The sequence below is a fragment of the Pseudomonas sp. NFPP28 genome (genome assembly GCF_900115535.1).
Lineage (GTDB): Bacteria > Pseudomonadota > Gammaproteobacteria > Pseudomonadales > Pseudomonadaceae > Aquipseudomonas > Aquipseudomonas extremorientalis.
The window spans coordinates 569,634-586,261 of sequence record NZ_FOWT01000002.1 but is presented as its reverse complement, the minus strand read 5'-3'; the positions used below and the strand labels follow the sequence as shown (position 1 = coordinate 586,261).

Below are 16,628 nucleotides of genomic sequence, written 5' to 3'. Positions count from 1 at the left end.
GCCGCCGTCCATAACTACCACTGTGTAAAACAGCCCGGCGCCGCCTGTGGTGGCCCGGAAACGAAGTGGCAACCCTGCGCTGGCAGGTTGTCTGGAAGGCTGAGGATACAGGCAGGAAAAGGCCGGTCGAACGTCTGACCCCGTCCAGCCTGTGTCATCGCCACATATGAATTTAGCTCAAGGGCATACGCGGGGCTGTGTTCAAGCCACCGGTACTGGAGAAAGAAAGCATGAGCAACTGGTTAGTAGACAAACTGATCCCTTCGATCATGCGTTCCGAGGTGAAGAAAAGCTCGGTTCCTGAAGGTCTGTGGCACAAGTGCCCGTCCTGCGACGCGGTGCTGTACCGCCCGGAGCTGGAAAAGACCCTGGACGTTTGCCCCAAGTGCAACCACCACATGCGTATCGGCGCCCGCGCCCGCATCGACATCTTCCTCGACGCCGAAGGCCGTAACGAGTTGGGCGCCGACCTGGAGCCGGTTGACCGTCTGAAGTTCCGTGATGGCAAGAAGTACAAGGACCGCCTGACCGCTGCGCAAAAGCAGACCGGTGAGAAAGACGCCCTGATTTCCGTCAGCGGCAAGCTGCTGGGCATGCCGGTCGTGGTGTCGGCATTCGAGTTCTCCTTCATGGGTGGCTCCATGGGCGCCATCGTCGGTGAGCGCTTTGTCCGCGCCGCCAACTATGCCCTGGAAAACCGTTGCCCGATGATCTGCTTCGCGGCCTCCGGTGGTGCGCGCATGCAGGAAGCCCTGATCTCCCTGATGCAAATGGCCAAGACTTCTGCGGTCCTGGCACGCCTGCGTGAAGAAGGCATCCCGTTCATCTCCGTGCTGACCGACCCGGTCTACGGCGGCGTTTCCGCCAGCCTGGCGATGCTGGGTGACGTGATCGTCGGCGAGCCCAAGGCGCTGATCGGCTTTGCCGGCCCGCGCGTGATCGAGCAGACCGTGCGTGAAAAACTGCCGGAAGGTTTCCAGCGCAGCGAGTTTCTGCTGGAGCACGGTGCGATCGACCTGATCATCCCGCGCGGTGAGCTGCGTCCACGCCTGGGCAACCTGCTGGCGCAAATGATGGGCCTGCCGACTCCGGTGTACGTCGCGCCTAAAGTCGAGCCGATCGTCGTGCCGCCGGTGCCTGCAAACCTATGACCCAACGTACCCTGGGCGAGTGGCTCGCCTACCTTGAGCAGTTGCATCCGTCCGCCATCGACATGGGCCTGGAGCGCTCGCAACAGGTAGCGGCCCGCCTCGGGTTGGGCCGCCCGGCGCCGCGAGTGATCACGGTGACCGGCACCAACGGCAAAGGCTCTACCTGTGCCTTTGTCGCGGCGCTGCTGCAGGCCCAGGGGCTGAAAGTCGGCGTCTACAATTCCCCGCACCTGCTGCGTTATAACGAGCGGGTGCAGCTCAACGGTGTCGAAGCCACGGATGAGCAACTCTGCGAAGCCTTCGCCGCACTCGATGCGGGCCGGGGCGAGATCTCCCTGACTTACTTCGAGATGGGCACCCTGGCGGCGTTCTGGCTGTTCGAGCGTGCGCAACTGGATGTGGTCGTGCTGGAAGTCGGCTTGGGTGGGCGCCTGGATACGGTCAACGTGGTGGATGCCGATTTGGCGTTGATCACCAGTATTGGCGTGGACCACGCCGACTATCTTGGCAATACCCGTGAGTCCGTGGCCTATGAAAAGGCCGGAATCTTCCGCCAGGGCAAGCCGGCGTTATGTGGTGATATCGACCCTCCGCACACCTTGCTGGACAAGGTGCGTGAGCTGGATTGCCCATTATTCCTGCGTGGCCGCGAATTCAATCTCGAGATCGGCGCCTTTGACTGGCAGTGGCGTGGGCGTGATGCCCGTGGCCAGGTTGTCGAGCTGAGCGGCCTGCCGCTGCTGAATCTACCGATGGAAAACGCCGCGCTCGCGCTGCAAGCCTATCTGCTGCTGGATCTGCCGTGGAATGCCGAACAGATCGCGGCCACCTTGCTGGCGACTCGCGTGGTAGGGCGTCTGGACCGACGTGAATTCGAATGGCAGGGCAAGCGCCTGAACCTGCTGCTGGACGTGGGGCATAACCCCCATGCGGCCGAGTACCTGGCGCAGCGTCTGTCACGTACGCCGCCGGTCGGTCGTCGCTTGGCCGTGTTTGGTCTGCTGGCCGACAAGGACCTGGAAGGGGTGGTCGCGCCCTTGCTGGGCAGTGTCCAGGCCTGGGCCGTCGCGCTGCTGGATACACCGCGCAGCCGCCCGGCCACCGAGCTGGAAGCGGCCTTGCAGAACCTTGCTGCGCCGGTGACGTCGTATGCAAGCGTGACCGATGCCCTTGAAGCACAGTGCGCCATTGCCACGCCCGACGATGAGATTCTGTTGTTCGGGTCATTTTATTGTGTTGCCGAGGCGCTTGAGTGGTTAGCCCGGCGCTCCACGGAGGAAGCTGCACATGGCATTACTGGATAGCGCATACAAGCAGCGAATGGTCGGTGCCCTGGTGCTGGTGGCATTGGCGGTGATCTTCCTGCCAATGCTGTTTTCTCGCCAGGATGAAGAGCGTCAGGTCGTTGTCGAGGCACCGGCCGCGCCCCAGGCGCCCACGGTGCCTCAGGTGCAGGTTGAGCCAGTGGTGGTTCCAGAGCCTCAGGCCTTGCCGGAGGAGGAACCGGTGCCGACTGATGCTCAGGTAGCCGCACAGCAAGCGCCGTCGATGCCGGTGCAGCCGAGCGTGCCGGTGGTCAAGCCGGCGCCCGCGCCGACCGTAGCGGCCAAGCCTGCTGCGCCGGCACCTGCGCCCAAGCCGGTAGCGCCGCAGCCCGCCGCGCCGGGCAAGCCGGATGTCGGCCAGAGCCGCATCGATCCGAATGGCTTGCCGATCAGTTGGTCGATCCAGGTGGCCAGCCTGGGCAGCCGCGAGGGCGCCGACGCGTTGCAAAAGAAGCTGCGTAGCCAAGGCTACAACGCCTATATCCGTAGTGCCGATGGCAAGAACCGGGTGTTTATCGGGCCGCTGATCGAGCGTGCCGAGGCAGACCGCCTGCGGGATTTGCTGGATCGCCAGCAGAACCTCAAGGGTTTCGTGACCCGGTTCCAGCCTGAGCGGGGTTGAAAGCGGATTTGCTCGTCCCAAACTACTGATTTGCAAGGCAGCCACAATCACAGCTTACCGATAGCCCGACGCTCTGCTAAAATGCGCCGCCTCATCTGTCCGTAGGCTCCAACGTGCCATTTACCTGGGTTGATTGGGCGATTGTTGCAATCGTCGCCATCTCCGCTTTGATCAGTCTAAGCCGCGGCTTCGTCAAAGAAGCACTGTCGTTGCTGACCTGGATCATCGCAGGAGTCGTAGCCTGGATGTTCGGTGGTTCATTGTCGGTCTACCTGGCCGGATACATCGAGACACCTTCGGCTCGCGTCATCGCGGGCTGCGCCATCATGTTCATCGCCACGCTGCTGGTGGGGGCAATGGTCAATTATCTTATTGGCGAGTTGATACGTGTCACCGGCCTCTCCGGGACCGATCGATTTCTCGGCATGGCCTTCGGCGCCGCGCGTGGCGCGTTGCTGGTGGTCGTGGCGGTCGGGCTCTTGAGCCTGGGGCCGGTACAGCAGGATTCGTGGTGGCAGGAGTCGGTACTCGTGCCAAAATTTCTATTGGTTGCAGACTGGTCCAAGAACCTCATTCTGGGGTGGAGCAGTCAGTGGCTGGCCAGCGGAATCAGCGTACCCGCTGATCTTCCGTTCAAGGAACACCTCTTGCCGGCCAAAACGCCTCAGTAAGTTGTGTTCAGTCAAGATTCATTAAGTAGGGGTTGCGTCGCATGTGTGGCATCGTCGGTATCGTCGGTAAGTCGAACGTCAATCAGGCGCTGTATGACGCGCTAACCGTCCTCCAGCACCGCGGCCAGGACGCTGCCGGTATTGTGACCAGCCACGACGGCCGGTTATTCCTGCGCAAGGACAATGGTCTGGTACGTGACGTGTTCCATCAGCGTCACATGCAGCGTCTGGTCGGGCATATGGGCATTGGCCATGTGCGTTATCCGACTGCCGGTAGCTCGACTTCGGCCGAAGCTCAACCTTTCTACGTCAACTCGCCTTACGGCATCACCCTGGCGCACAACGGCAACCTGACCAACGTTGAACAACTGGCCAAGGAGATCTACGAATCTGACCTGCGCCACGTCAACACCAGTTCTGACTCGGAAGTGCTGCTCAACGTGTTCGCCCACGAGCTGGCCCAGCGCGGCAAGCTGCAGCCGACCGAAGAAGACGTATTCGCCGCCGTTACTGACGTGCATAACCGTTGCGTCGGTGGTTACGCGGTAGTGGCCATGGTCACCGGCTATGGCATCGTCGGTTTCCGTGACCCGCACGGCATCCGCCCGATCGTGTTCGGCCAGCGTCACACCGACGAAGGCGTCGAGTACATGATCGCTTCCGAAAGCGTGTCCCTGGACGTGCTGGGCTTCACCCTGATTCGCGATCTCGCGCCGGGCGAAGCGGTGTACATCACTGAAGACGGCAAGCTGCACACCCGTCAGTGCGCCGTGGCGCCGAAGCTCACCCCGTGCATCTTCGAACACGTCTACCTGGCGCGTCCGGATTCGATCATCGACGGCGTTTCGGTCTACAAGGCGCGTCTGCGCATGGGCGAGAAGCTGGCCGAGAAGATCCTGCGCGAGCGCCCGGAGCACGACATCGACGTAGTGATCCCGATCCCGGACACCAGCCGCACCGCCGCGCTGGAACTGGCCAATCACCTGGGCGTCAAGTTTCGCGAAGGCTTCGTGAAGAACCGCTACATCGGCCGCACCTTCATCATGCCGGGCCAGGCAGCGCGCAAGAAGTCGGTACGCCAGAAGCTCAATGCCATCGAGCTGGAATTCCGCGGCAAGAACGTGATGCTGGTGGATGACTCCATCGTGCGCGGCACCACCTGCAAGCAGATCATCCAGATGGCCCGCGAAGCCGGTGCGAAGAACGTGTACTTCTGTTCCGCAGCGCCTGCCGTGCGTTACCCGAACGTGTACGGCATCGACATGCCGAGCGCCCACGAGCTGATCGCACACAACCGTTCGACACAGGACGTGGCCGACCTGATCGGCGCCGACTGGTTGATCTACCAGGACCTGCCAGACCTGATCGAAGCGGTCGGTGGTGGCAAGATCAAGATCGAGCAGTTCGACTGCGCGGTGTTCGACGGCAAGTACGTGACAGGCGACGTTGACGAGGCCTACCTGAACAAGATCGAGCAGGCGCGCAACGACTCGTCGAAGATCAAGACCCAGGCGGTCAGCGCGATCATCGACCTGTACAACAACTGAGTGACAACCGGCCCTGAGGGGCCGGTTTTGTATCTTAAATAAAGAATTGAGTAAGGAGTGGCAGCATGAGTCAGGAATGGGATGCCGGTCGGTTGGACAGCGACCTCGATGGCGTAGCTTTCGATACCCTGGCTGTGCGCGCCGGCCAGCACCGCACCCCGGAAGGTGAGCACGGTGATCCGATGTTCTTCACCTCCAGCTACGTGTTCCGTACTGCGGCCGATGCCGCTGCGCGCTTTGCCGGCGAAGTGCCGGGCAACGTGTATTCGCGTTACACCAACCCGACCGTGCGTGCGTTCGAAGAGCGTATCGCGGCGCTGGAAGGCGCTGAGCAGGCGGTTGCAACGGCGACCGGCATGGCCGCCATCCTGGCGGTGGTGATGAGCCTGTGCAGCGCTGGTGACCATGTGCTGGTGTCGCGCAGCGTGTTCGGGTCGACCATCAGCCTGTTCGAAAAGTATTTCAAGCGTTTCGGCATCGAAGTCGATTACGTGCCCCTGGCGGATCTGTCCGGCTGGGATGGGGCGATCAAGGCCAACACCAAGCTGCTGTTCGTCGAGTCGCCGTCCAACCCTCTGGCCGAACTGGTGGATATCGCTGCGTTGTCCGAAGTGGCGCACGCCAAGGGCGCAATGCTGGTGGTGGACAACTGCTTCTGCACTCCGGCGTTGCAACAGCCGTTGAAGCTGGGCGCGGATATCGTTGTGCACTCGGCCACCAAGTTCATCGATGGCCAGGGCCGTTGCATGGGTGGTGTGGTGGCGGGTCGCAGCGAACAGATGAAGGAAGTCGTCGGCTTCCTGCGCACCGCTGGCCCGACCTTGAGCCCGTTCAACGCCTGGATCTTCCTCAAAGGCCTGGAAACCCTGAGCCTGCGCATGAAGGCCCATTGCGCCAACGCCCAGGCCCTGGCCGAATGGCTGGAGCAACAGGACGGCATCGAGAAGGTGCACTACGCCGGCCTCAAGAGCCACCCGCAACACGAATTGGCTCAGCGTCAGCAGCGCGGTTTCGGTGCTGTGGTGAGTTTCGAAGTGAAGGGCGGCAAAGAGGGCGCCTGGCGCTTTATCGATGCGACACGCCTGATCTCCATCACCGCCAACCTGGGTGACAGCAAAACCACCATTACCCACCCGAGCACCACGTCTCACGGCCGCCTGGCGCCGCAGGAGCGTGAGGCGGCCGGTATTCGTGACAGTCTGATCCGCATTGCGGTAGGCCTGGAAGACGTGACGGACTTGCAGGCTGATCTGGCTCGCGGGTTGGCGGCCTTGTGATCGAGTGGTCCATGGAAGTCGCAGCCGCCAGTAACGGGCGTGTCGCGCTGGTGACGGGCGCGGCGCGAGGCATTGGCCTCGGGATTGCCGCGTGGCTGATCAGTGAGGGTTGGCAAGTGGTGTTGACCGACCTGGACCGCGAGCGCGGTTCCAAGGTGTCCAAGGTGTTGGGCGAGAATGCCTGGTTTATCAGCATGGACGTGGCCGACGAGAAGCAAGTCGCCCAGGGGGTCGCCGAGGTGTTGGGGCAGTTCGGGCGCCTGGACGCGTTGGTCTGCAACGCGGCGGTGGCCGACCCGCGCAACATCACGCTGGAAAGCCTGGACCTGGCGTACTGGAATCGGGTGCTGGCGGTGAACCTCAGTGGGCCGATGTTGCTGGCCAAGCACTGTGCGCCGTATCTGCGTGCCCATGGCGGCGCTATCGTCAACCTGGCGTCGACGCGGGCTCGCCAATCGGAGCCTGACACCGAGGCCTATGCCGCGAGCAAGGGCGGCTTGCTGGCCCTGACACACGCCCTGGCGATGAGCCTGGGGCCGGAAGTGCGGGTCAACGCGGTCAGCCCCGGCTGGATCGATGCGCGGGATCCGGCGGCCCGGCGTGCCGAGCCCTTGAGTGACGCCGATCACGCCCAGCATCCTGCGGGCAGGGTAGGCACCGTGGAAGACGTGGCGGCAATGGTGGCGTGGCTGCTGTCGCGCCAGGCGGGGTTTGTTACCGGGCAAGAGTTTGTCGTGGATGGCGGCATGAGCAAGAAGATGATTTACAGCGAGTAGGGTGGATAGCTGTCTTGAAGCAATTTTGTCTTTTTCAGAAAAACTTCAAGCGGGCTATTGACTTAGGTCCGCTACCTGCGTAAATTTCGCGGCCTCAACGAAGCAAAGGGTGATTAGCTCAGCCGGGAGAGCATCTGCCTTACAAGCAGAGGGTCGGCGGTTCGATCCCGTCATCACCCACCACTTCTTGAGAGTTTTGCTTCAGGGCAAGACGCAACGTTAAAGGTTGCACCGACGCGCAGCGGTAGTTCAGTCGGTTAGAATACCGGCCTGTCACGCCGGGGGTCGCGGGTTCGAGTCCCGTCCGCTGCGCCATATTTTCCAGGTTCGATGTGTCGGACTTGAGATTGAACAGCCAAGGCTGATCGATCAGATGTTTAAAGACGGTTGAAGCCTTATGTTCAGCCGGTCAAGCGATACGCAGCGGTAGTTCAGTCGGTTAGAATACCGGCCTGTCACGCCGGGGGTCGCGGGTTCGAGTCCCGTCCGCTGCGCCATATCTGTCTCAAGGCCCACTGAACGCCTTGAAGCACAAAGCGAGCCTCTGGCTACTTTGATCCGATAGCAAAGACCCTGGTCGAAAGACCGGGGTTTTTTGTGTCTGTGATTTGATAAGTGCGACCTGTGGGAGCCTGCAAACGGGCTCCTACAGGTTCGAGTCAGAATCCCAATTTGTCGCGTAGCCCGTAGTACCAGGCACCCATTGCCGCAAATGGTGTGCGCAACAGTTGCCCACCCGGGAACGGGTAGTGCGGCAGGTCGGCAAACGCGTCAAAACGCTCTGCCTGGCCTCGCAGTGCCTCTGCCAGTACCTTGCCCGCCAGGTGCGTATACGTCACGCCATGGCCGCTGCAGCCCTGTGAGTAGTAGATGTTGTCGCCCAGGCGACCCACCTGCGGCAAACGCGACAGGGTCAGCAGGAAATTGCCGGTCCAGGCGTAGTCTATCTTCACGTCCTTGAGTTGCGGGAAGGCCTTGAGCATCTTCGGGCGGATGATCGCTTCGATATTCGCCGGGTCGCGCGCGCCATACACCACGCCGCCGCCGAAGATCAGACGCTTGTCGCGCGTGAGGCGGTAGTAGTCGAGCAGGTAGTTGCAGTCTTCGACGCAGTAATCCTGCGGCAGCAACGTTCTCGCCAGCTCATCGCCCAAGGGGGCGGTGGTGATCACTTGTGTGCCGCACGGCATGGACTTGGCGGCCAACTCCGGCACCAGGTTGCCCAGGTAGGCATTCCCCGCGACGATGATGAACTTGGCCCTGACCTTGCCCTCGGCGGTATGCGCCACCGGGTTGGCGCCGCGCTCGATACGCACGGCAGCGGATTGCTCGTAGATCGTGCCGCCCAGGGACTCCACGGCGGCCGCTTCGCCGAGTGCCAGGTTGAGTGGGTGGATGTGCCCCGCGCTCATGTCCAGCAGGCCGCCGACGTAGTTGTCACAGGCCACTACTTCGCGAATACGGCGTTCGTCCAGCAGCTCCAGTTGGGTGTGGCCGTAGCGCTCCCATAGACGCTTCTGTGACTCCAGATGGCCCATGTGCTTACTGTTGAGCGCGGCGAAAACACCACCATCCTTCAGGTCGCACTGAATCTGATGCTTGGCCACCCGCTCGCGAATGATCTTGCCGCCTTCAAACGCCATCTGCCCCAGCAGTTGCGCCTGCCTGGGGCCGACACTGCGCTCGATTACATCAATATCACGGCTGTAGCTGTTGACGATCTGCCCGCCATTGCGGCCCGAGGCGCCAAACCCCACCTTGGCGGCTTCCAGCACCGTCACGCGAAAACCGCTCTCCAGCAGGAACAGGGCGCTGGAGAGGCCGGTGTAGCCGGCGCCGATCACGCACACATCGGTTTCGACGTCGCCTTGCAGGACTGGACGAGGTGGAGCTGCATTCGCGGAAGCGGCGTAATACGACTGGGGGTAGGGGGTGTTCGCCATCCTGGAACCTCTGTTTTATATTTTTTACGAGTGCGCCGATCCTACCTGAGTTGAAAATTGCCTGCCAGCCACCCGAAATCCGCAGGTGTACCCCACGCAAATAAAAAATTCGCATATTCATAGGGTTAGCTGCAAAAAAGATGTTGACACCCCTCCGGAATTCCGTAGAATGCCGCCTCACAGCAGGCACGTAGCTCAGTTGGTTAGAGCACCACCTTGACATGGTGGGGGTCGTTGGTTCGAGTCCAATCGCGCCTACCAAACAAAATCCGCTCTGCTGGGCGGTCTAGAAGGGCTCACCGAAAGGTGGGCCCTTTTTTGTTGGTGCGATTTGCAAGGTTTTTTGCAAAACCCTCCAGATGCTTCCGGGTCATGGCCGGCGGGTAAGAGGGGGGCGTCATCGGTTTACTCGCTCAGGCCTCAGAAACAAGCGGCGCTGAGATGCGTGAGTCCCTGCGGGGCTATCCACTCTCGCTACATGCACGATGTTCAACCACCCACAAAATTTATTGGTTCGCAGCAACAATTTTTCTTGTTGGACACCTCCCGCCCCCAGGCAGCAAAGTTGCGGCCACTGACGCTCGACCTTCTGGGTCAACAATAAAAAACCGAGCCGACTGCACGCCACTTCCTGCTGTGAACCCTTTGTTCACATCCTGCTGTAATGGCGCCGCAGCGCGCACTTAAGGACCTCACCGCCATGCAAACTGTTGTGAACTTATGGCCGTTGATCGGCGTACTGGTGATCGTGGTTGGCTTTGTATTGCGTATCAACCCTCTGTTGGTGGTCACCGCCGCCGCTATCGCCACCGGGCTTGCCGCCCATTTCCCCCTGGAAAAAATCCTCGCCACCATGGGCGATGGCTTCCTTCAGACCCGTGCCCTGCAATTGATTCTGTTGCTGCCCCTGGCGGTCATTGGACTGCTGGAGCGGCATGGGCTGCGCCTGCATGCGCAGAATTGGATTGCACGGTTCGAGCGCGCCACGGTCGGGCGCTTGTTGATCATCTATCTGTTTGTGCGTGAATCCACGGCCGCCATGGGCTTGACCAGCCTGGGCGGGCATCCGCAGATGGTGCGTCCGCTGCTGGCGCCGATGGCTGAAGGTGCAGCGGAAAAACGCTACGGCAAACTTCCCGAAAAACTGCGTCATAAAGTGCTGGCGATGTGCGCGGCAACTGACAATGTCGGCCTGTTTTTTGGTGAGGATATCTTTGTCGCCTTCGGTGCAATCGCCTTGATGCACACCTTCCTGCTGGGCTCGGGGATTGATGTGGAGCCGCTGCATATTGCGGTATGGGGGATTCCTACGGCGATCTGCGCCTTCATCATTCACGCGATCCGCCTGCATCGCTTTGACCGAAGGCTCACCCGAGAGATGACGCCGGCCGCTGCACCCGTGGAGGCCGCACAATGATTATTTCCATTCAATACCTGTATTGGCTGGCCGGGGTTCTGCTGCTGATCACGGCGGGCATGATCCTGATGGATCGCACCCATCCCAAACGCTGGACCAGTGCATTGTTTTGGCTGTTGTTCGCCATTCCATTCCTGATCGGTGAGCGTCTGCCGTCGGTGGCTATCGGGGTAGGCATAGTGGTCATGGCCTTGATAGCCGGCATGGGCGGCGTCGGCCGTGGCAAGCATGCGGAGCTGCACGACAAGGCATCCCGTGCCAGTGCTGGTCGCCTGGGGCACAAGCTGTTCATCCCGGCGTTGGCGATCCCGCTGACCACGGTGATCGGATCGGTGTTGCTCAAACACACCGAGATCGGCGGAGTGCCGTTGCTGGACCCGAAAAACACGACCTTCGTTTCCCTCGGTATCGGCTGCCTGATCGCCCTTGGCCTGGCGTGCTGGTTGACCCGTGATACGCCGGTGCAGGCCTTGCGTGAATCCCGTCGCCTGACTGAAGCGCTTGGCTGGGCCATGGTGCTGCCGCAGATGCTGGCAATGCTGGGCTTACTGTTCAACGAAGCCGGGGTTGGTACGGCTGTCGCGCACGTCACCACTACCTATATCAACCTTGATTTCAAGTTGGTGGCGGTGATCGTCTATGTGCTGGGCATGGCGTTGTTTACGGTGATCATGGGGAATGGCTTTGCAGCTTTTCCTGTAATGACCGGCGGTGTCGGCGTGCCGGTGTTGGTGGGTATCTATGGCGGTAACCCCGCGGTGATGGCGGCGATCGGTATGTTCTCCGGCTACTGCGGTACCCTGATGACCCCGATGGCAGCCAACTTCAATATCGTTCCGGCGGCGTTGCTCGAGCTGCCGGACAAGAATGCGGTAATCAAGGCCCAGCTTCCGACCGCGTTGATGATGCTGGTGGTCAATATTGTGCTGCTTTATCTGTTGATGTGAGGCCGTGATGCAAATTGTACTGCTGACGGGTTTCGAGCCCTTTGATCAAGACCGGGTGAACCCCTCCTGGGAAGCCGTGCGCCAACTGGACGGCGTGCGACTGGGAAGCGATGTGCAGATTGTTGCGCGATTGCTGCCTTGCGCATTTGCCACGGCGGGCGCGTGCCTGACCGGGCTGATCGACGAGTTGCACCCTGCGATGGTGATTGCGACTGGCCTGGGGCCTGGGCGTAGCGATATCTCAGTCGAACGGGTGGCGATCAATATCAATGATGCGCGCATCCCCGATAACCTCGGGGAGCAGCCTATCGATACGGCTGTCGTAGCCGGCGGCCCGGCGGCCTACTTCACGACCTTGCCGATCAAGGCGATGGTCAAGGCTGTGCGCGACGCGGGAGTCGCGGCCTCGGTATCGCAGACGGCTGGGACATTTGTGTGTAACCAGGTGTTTTATCTGTTGCAGCATGCGCTCGCAGGTTCTGGGGTACGCAGTGGGTTTATCCACGTACCTTTTCTGCCAGAGCAGGTGGCAGATTCACAGCGGCCCTCAATGGCGTTGGATACGTTGGTTGCGGGGCTGCAGACAGCTGTGCTGGCGGCGTGGCAAACACCGGTAGATGCAGAGGAAGCGGGCGGGCAGGTCAGCTGATCGGCCCGACGCTCCTCAAATCGCAAACAGTCGGGTAAGCCCGAAGGTGATAGCGCAAGCCAGGCCTGTCATGGCGAATGCGGTTGCCACGTACCATTTGATAAGGTTCAGTTCAGTAGTTGCCAGGTCTGCCTTGGAAGCGAAGTGCTTGTCCATGGCATCTGCCTTGCTCGAAACGGTGATCAGCTTCTCATTCATTTCAGCCAGCCCCTTTTCCAGTAAACCTAATCGCATTTCCATTTCAGGATCTCCATAATTTTACCGCTGCCGGCTCTCCCTTGAGCCCCTTGGGAAGCGAGACTAGTCTGGCTTGCGACCAGTGTTAAGAGACAAACCTTTGCAAAATAACACCGGGCGTTTGCGCTCAATCTTCCCGTCTAGGAAAGAACAACTCAAAACACGTCACACCTGCCTCACTGCTTACGCTGTACCGCCCGTTATGCAGTTGCATGATGGTTGCCACAATCGATAATCCCAACCCGTTGGACTGTGCAGAACGTTCCCGTGACTCATCCACCCGGTAAAACCGTTCGAACAGCCGCGGCAGATGCTCGGCGGCGATGGTCTCGCCTTGATTGCTGACCCTCAGGTGAATGCCATCGGCGCTTGGCACGGCGCGGATCTCCAGCTTGGTACCTGGCGCACCATATTTGATGGCGTTGGCGCACAGGTTCGCCAGGGCCCTGCGCAGCAGCATTGGCTCCGCCCAGATCACGCCTTCACCTTCGGCGTGAATGCTGATATCCACATCACCCGCCAAGCCCTCAAAGTACTCGGCGATGCGTTCCACCTCGTCCCAGGCACTGAGTTCCTGGCGTTGCCGCAAAGCACTGGCCGGGTCGGTGCGCGCGAGGAACAGCATGTTATCGAGCATCCGCGCCAGGCGTTCAAGCTCTTCCACATTGGACGCCAACAACTGCTGATAACTTTCAATGCTGCGGTGCTGTTGCAGGGCGACCTGGGTTTCTCCCAGCAAATTGTTGATGGGGGTGCGCAGCTCGTGGGCCATGTCGGTGGACACCTGACCCAGTTGGACAAAGCCCTTGGCCAGCCGCTCAAGCATGGTATTGAATGAATCAATCATCGGTAGCAGTTCCTTAGGCGCGCCGTGGCTGTCGAGGCGTTCGGCGAGGTTGCCGACGCCAATGCCTTGAGCGTGCCGGGCCAGGCGTCGCATCGGTAACAGCCCGCGATGAACCAGCAGGTAGCCGACCAGGGCCAGGATGATCGCGGCAATGCTCGCCAGGATATAAACGCTCAGGCGATAGCTGGCGAGTACGCTGGTGCGCTCGGTCATCAGGCGCCCCGTGGTGACTTGCAGGCTGCCCAGGTCGCCGGAGTCGATGGACGCGGCGACGGTGGCGAAGGGTGCGCCGTTGATGCTGGGAAAATGGTGTACGTCGGCGAGCGTCAGTTCGTGGTTCTTGGGGACCGGGGGTATGGAAGGCAGGTCGATATTGCCGGGATTGACCGTCAGCAATGGCTTCTGTCCTGGCGCGGCGATGCTCAGTACCGATTCGCGGTTGCCGAGCATGTTCTGGAACAACTCCGGCTTGGTCTTGATCAGGTCCAGGGTGTTGCTGTCATTGAGCAGGTTGCGCAACTGATCGATGCGGTAGATCAAGGCCGCGTCGTCACGCATGATCAATTCCCGCTCCAGTTCGCGATACAGCGCCACACCGAGGGTCGCCAGCAGGGCGAAGGCGAGCAGGGCGAAGATCAATGCCAGGCGCAGGGTCAGGGAGTAATGACGGCGTGTGTTCATGGCTGGGTATCGAAACGGTAGCCGATGCCACGCACGCTGTGGATCAGCTTGAGCTGGAACGGGTCGTCGATTTTCAGGCGCAGGCGCCGTACGGCCACGTCGACCACGTTGGTGTCGCTGTCGAAATTCATGTCCCACACCCGCGAGGCTATCAGCGAGCGGGACAGCACCTGGTCCTGATGAGTGGCGAACAGGTGCAGCAAGGCGAACTCTTTGTTGGTCAGGGTGATGCGGGTGCCGGCGCGGGTGACACGGCGTTTGAGCACGTCGATTTGCAGGTCGGCGATCTGCAGCTGTTCCTCCTCGCGGCTTGGGCCACGACGGGTCAGGGTTCGCAAACGTGCCACCAGTTCGGCGAAGGAAAAAGGCTTGATCAGGTAATCATCTGCACCCAGCTCCAGGCCCTTGATGCGGTCGGCAATGTCGTCGCGAGCCGTCAGGAAAAGTACCGGCGTATCCGCTTCCTTTCGCAGGCGGCGCAGCACCTCCCAGCCGTCCATTTTCGGCATCATCACATCCAGCACGATCACGTCGAACGCTGTTTCCAGGGCCTGGTGCAAACCGTCCACGCCGTCACGGGCGAGGCTGACGGAGTAACCCAGTTCCTGCAGGCCGTTGAGCAGGTAATTGCCGGCCTTGGGTTCGTCTTCGACTACAAGAATGTTCATGGAAAGTGCCCTGTCTCAATGCGTGGCGCAAGTGTAGCCCGATCAATTGTCGCTGGCGCAACCGATGCCCTGGACCTGGTAGTCCAACACATGTTCGCGACCCTGGCTGTCCAGGTAGTCGAGGCGCGCCGGGACGATGCCGCATTGGCCGTAGGTGTCGGTGCTCGACAGCACTTTGGCCACATCCAGGTGCACGAAGAAGCCGGTTTTGTCATGGATCACAGGTTCTGCGGCAAGCACGGAACCGGTAGCGAGCAGAGCGGTAAAACCGAGGACAAACAGTTTCATGGTGGTATCTCTCTTAAAGGGTTGGCTGCCAGATCGTGACAGTGAGTTCACGGTAACCAGGCACCCCGAACAGCCAACCAACAGGATGATGACAAGTTTGTAATGCACGGCTCAGGGCTGGCGGCCAGAGGCCTCGAGGATCAGGTCGGTGATTTCCTTGGCGTGGGACACCAGCGACAGGTGGCTCGAAGGCAGCTCGATGGTGGTGGCGTTCATGCGCTTGGCGAGGAAGCGTTCCAAGTCCGGATTGATGGTCTGGTCATTCGCCGACACTGCATACCAGGAAGGCTTGGTGTGCCAGGCGGCGTTGACGGTGCGACCGCTGAACAGGGTCTTGGCGATGGGCTGCTGCACGGCGTACAGCTCCATGGCCTTGGCATGCGGTACATCGCCGGCAAAGTACTTGAGGAAGGCCTCCTGGCTCAGGGTGAGGTAGCCGTCGTGGTCTTCAACGCCGGCCCGCACCGGCATGCTCGGATACTTTGCCGAGAGTGCGACAAAGTCTTCATTGGCGTCCGGCGCGCGGGCGGCCACGTACACCAGGGCGCTGACCTTCGGGTTGGCCCCGGCGTCGACTCCACTGTATGAAGTGAGGGTGCTGGTAAGACTTACCGCTCCATTACAAACCTGTAATGCAATCGACCTCGGTAGCGTTTACAAGCACCGAGGTGATCCGTAGATTGCATCGGGCCTATCATTTTTCCGCCCATGAGGAATTCGCTCAGTGTCTATCCGAGCTTCAGCCGTGTTCAATCGCCGTTACCGTGCCTTTTTGTTTGATATGGATGGGACCTTGCTCAACTCCATTGCCGCTGCCGAGCGGGTGTGGAGCATCTGGGCTGAACGTCATGGGCTGGATGTGGCGGCTTTTTTGACGACTATTCACGGCGCCCGCGCGATCGACACCATCACACGCCAGGCATTGCCGGGCGTCGATCCCGAGGTTGAAGCGCAGTGGATAACCGAGGCTGAAATCAATGATGTCGAAGGTGTTGTGGCGATTTCCGGCGCCGTGGCGTTTCTGAACCGCCTGCCGGGTGATCAATGGGCGTTGGTCACTTCTGCCCCCAGGGAGTTGGCGTTGCGCCGACTGCAAGCAGCGGGCATTGCGCCGCCGGCGGTATTGGTGACGGCTGAAGACGTGGCCGTCGGCAAGCCGAATCCGGCTTGTTACGTTTTGGGGGCGCAACGCCTGGGTGTGCCGGTGCAGGAATGCCTGGTGTTTGAAGATGCGCCGGTGGGTATTCGTGCGGGAGAGGCCGCAGGCGCGGATGTGATGGTCGTGACGTCGACGCATCACACGCCTATGGCCACTGACCACCCTTCGATAGACGGGTACCAGCAGTTGGACGTACAGCGTGACGCAGATGGCTTGTTGTACTTGAAGAGTCGGACGGGCTGATACGAAAAGGCCAAACTCGCGCTGTGACGCTGTTGATAGGGGGGCTGCTAGCGATGAGCGCGATGTCACTGACGCGTTTGCCGGCACAACCTGCGTTGTACGGACTTCTGGATGGGTTTGAGACAAAACAGGAACAAGTACCCGCAAAGCAGCAGCGCCAAGTCCAGCCCCGAATGAGGA

Annotated in this window: 16 protein-coding genes, 4 tRNA genes and 1 pseudogene; 15 read left to right on the top strand and 6 right to left on the bottom strand. The window is 60.6% G+C overall.

Annotated features, from left to right (window positions below):
* Positions 1-230 precede the first annotated feature (230 nt).
* The 10 genes from accD (at position 231) to BM110_RS08145 (ending at position 7,866) form a co-directional block, all read left to right on the top strand.
* Positions 231-1,151: an acetyl-CoA carboxylase, carboxyltransferase subunit beta gene (accD, locus tag BM110_RS08190; protein WP_025856447.1), complete on the top strand. Its 921-nt coding sequence runs from the start codon at positions 231-233 to the stop codon at positions 1,149-1,151.
* Entirely contained in the window at positions 1,148-2,455 is a 1,308-nt protein-coding gene (gene folC / locus BM110_RS08185; RefSeq protein WP_093513086.1) for a bifunctional tetrahydrofolate synthase/dihydrofolate synthase, read from the top strand. Before accD ends, folC begins: the two co-directional genes overlap by 4 nt.
* A complete protein-coding gene (locus BM110_RS08180) occupies positions 2,439-3,098 on the top strand; it encodes an SPOR domain-containing protein (protein WP_092250359.1) in 660 nt (219 codons plus the stop codon). Before folC ends, BM110_RS08180 begins: the two co-directional genes overlap by 17 nt.
* A 113-nt stretch (positions 3,099-3,211) precedes the next feature.
* Positions 3,212-3,769 carry a CvpA family protein gene (locus tag BM110_RS08175; RefSeq protein WP_003192538.1) on the top strand — a complete coding sequence of 186 codons (558 nt, stop codon included), beginning with the start codon at positions 3,212-3,214 and terminating at the stop codon, positions 3,767-3,769.
* Positions 3,770-3,810: 41 nt separating this feature from the next.
* Positions 3,811-5,316 carry an amidophosphoribosyltransferase gene (gene purF / locus BM110_RS08170; RefSeq protein ID WP_058426877.1) on the top strand — a complete coding sequence of 502 codons (1,506 nt, stop codon included), beginning with the start codon at positions 3,811-3,813 and terminating at the stop codon, positions 5,314-5,316.
* Positions 5,317-5,381: 65 nt separating this feature from the next.
* On the top strand, positions 5,382-6,593 hold the full coding sequence (locus tag BM110_RS08165; RefSeq protein WP_071492215.1) for an O-succinylhomoserine sulfhydrylase: 1,212 nt from the start codon (positions 5,382-5,384) through the stop codon (positions 6,591-6,593).
* A gap of 11 nt (positions 6,594-6,604) precedes the next feature.
* Positions 6,605-7,369, top strand: a complete 765-nt coding sequence (locus BM110_RS08160; protein ID WP_093124664.1) for an SDR family oxidoreductase — start codon at positions 6,605-6,607, stop codon at positions 7,367-7,369.
* A 107-nt stretch (positions 7,370-7,476) separates the two neighbouring features.
* A tRNA-Val gene (locus tag BM110_RS08155) sits at positions 7,477-7,552 on the top strand.
* A gap of 55 nt (positions 7,553-7,607) precedes the next feature.
* Positions 7,608-7,684 (top strand) — tRNA-Asp (locus tag BM110_RS08150).
* Positions 7,685-7,789: 105 nt separating this feature from the next.
* A tRNA-Asp gene (locus BM110_RS08145) sits at positions 7,790-7,866 on the top strand.
* Positions 7,867-8,028: 162 nt separating this feature from the next.
* On the opposite strand, the gene BM110_RS08140 is transcribed toward BM110_RS08145, so the two are convergent.
* Complete coding sequence (locus BM110_RS08140; protein WP_093513084.1) at positions 8,029-9,312, bottom strand: NAD(P)/FAD-dependent oxidoreductase; 1,284 nt, start codon at positions 9,310-9,312, stop codon at positions 8,029-8,031.
* Positions 9,313-9,496: 184 nt separating this feature from the next.
* On the opposite strand from BM110_RS08140, the gene BM110_RS08135 reads away from it, so the two are divergent.
* From BM110_RS08135 to pcp, 4 genes are all read left to right on the top strand, one after another.
* Positions 9,497-9,573 (top strand) — tRNA-Val (locus BM110_RS08135).
* A gap of 439 nt (positions 9,574-10,012) precedes the next feature.
* Positions 10,013-10,729, top strand: a complete 717-nt coding sequence (locus tag BM110_RS08130) for a DUF969 domain-containing protein (protein WP_071492206.1) — start codon at positions 10,013-10,015, stop codon at positions 10,727-10,729.
* A complete protein-coding gene (locus BM110_RS08125; protein WP_071492205.1) occupies positions 10,726-11,676 on the top strand; it encodes a DUF979 domain-containing protein in 951 nt (316 codons plus the stop codon). Before BM110_RS08130 ends, BM110_RS08125 begins: the two co-directional genes overlap by 4 nt.
* 7 nt (positions 11,677-11,683) lie before the next feature.
* On the top strand, positions 11,684-12,325 hold the full coding sequence (gene pcp / locus BM110_RS08120; RefSeq protein WP_093124617.1) for a pyroglutamyl-peptidase I: 642 nt from the start codon (positions 11,684-11,686) through the stop codon (positions 12,323-12,325).
* 15 nt (positions 12,326-12,340) lie between these two features.
* On the opposite strand, the gene BM110_RS08115 is transcribed toward pcp, so the two are convergent.
* The 5 genes and pseudogenes from BM110_RS08115 to BM110_RS08095 all read right to left on the bottom strand — a co-directional run.
* A complete protein-coding gene (locus tag BM110_RS08115) occupies positions 12,341-12,565 on the bottom strand; it encodes a hypothetical protein (protein ID WP_058426270.1) in 225 nt (74 codons plus the stop codon).
* Positions 12,566-12,689: 124 nt separating this feature from the next.
* Positions 12,690-14,090 (bottom strand): heavy metal sensor histidine kinase, encoded by a 1,401-nt coding sequence (locus BM110_RS08110; protein ID WP_093513082.1) that lies wholly within the window; start codon positions 14,088-14,090, stop codon positions 12,690-12,692.
* Complete coding sequence (locus BM110_RS08105; RefSeq protein ID WP_071492202.1) at positions 14,087-14,758, bottom strand: heavy metal response regulator transcription factor; 672 nt, start codon at positions 14,756-14,758, stop codon at positions 14,087-14,089. The genes BM110_RS08110 and BM110_RS08105 overlap by 4 nt, the downstream gene beginning before the upstream one ends.
* Positions 14,759-14,800: 42 nt before the next feature.
* Complete coding sequence (locus BM110_RS08100; RefSeq protein ID WP_071492201.1) at positions 14,801-15,046, bottom strand: DUF2790 domain-containing protein; 246 nt, start codon at positions 15,044-15,046, stop codon at positions 14,801-14,803.
* 111 nt (positions 15,047-15,157) lie between these two features.
* Positions 15,158-15,634 (bottom strand): annotated as a pseudogene (locus BM110_RS08095) (alpha/beta fold hydrolase); the annotation flags it as partial.
* Between the two features lie 136 nt (positions 15,635-15,770).
* On the opposite strand from BM110_RS08095, the gene BM110_RS08090 reads away from it, so the two are divergent.
* Complete coding sequence (locus tag BM110_RS08090) at positions 15,771-16,448, top strand: HAD family hydrolase (protein WP_093513080.1); 678 nt, start codon at positions 15,771-15,773, stop codon at positions 16,446-16,448.
* Positions 16,449-16,628 lie beyond the last annotated feature (180 nt).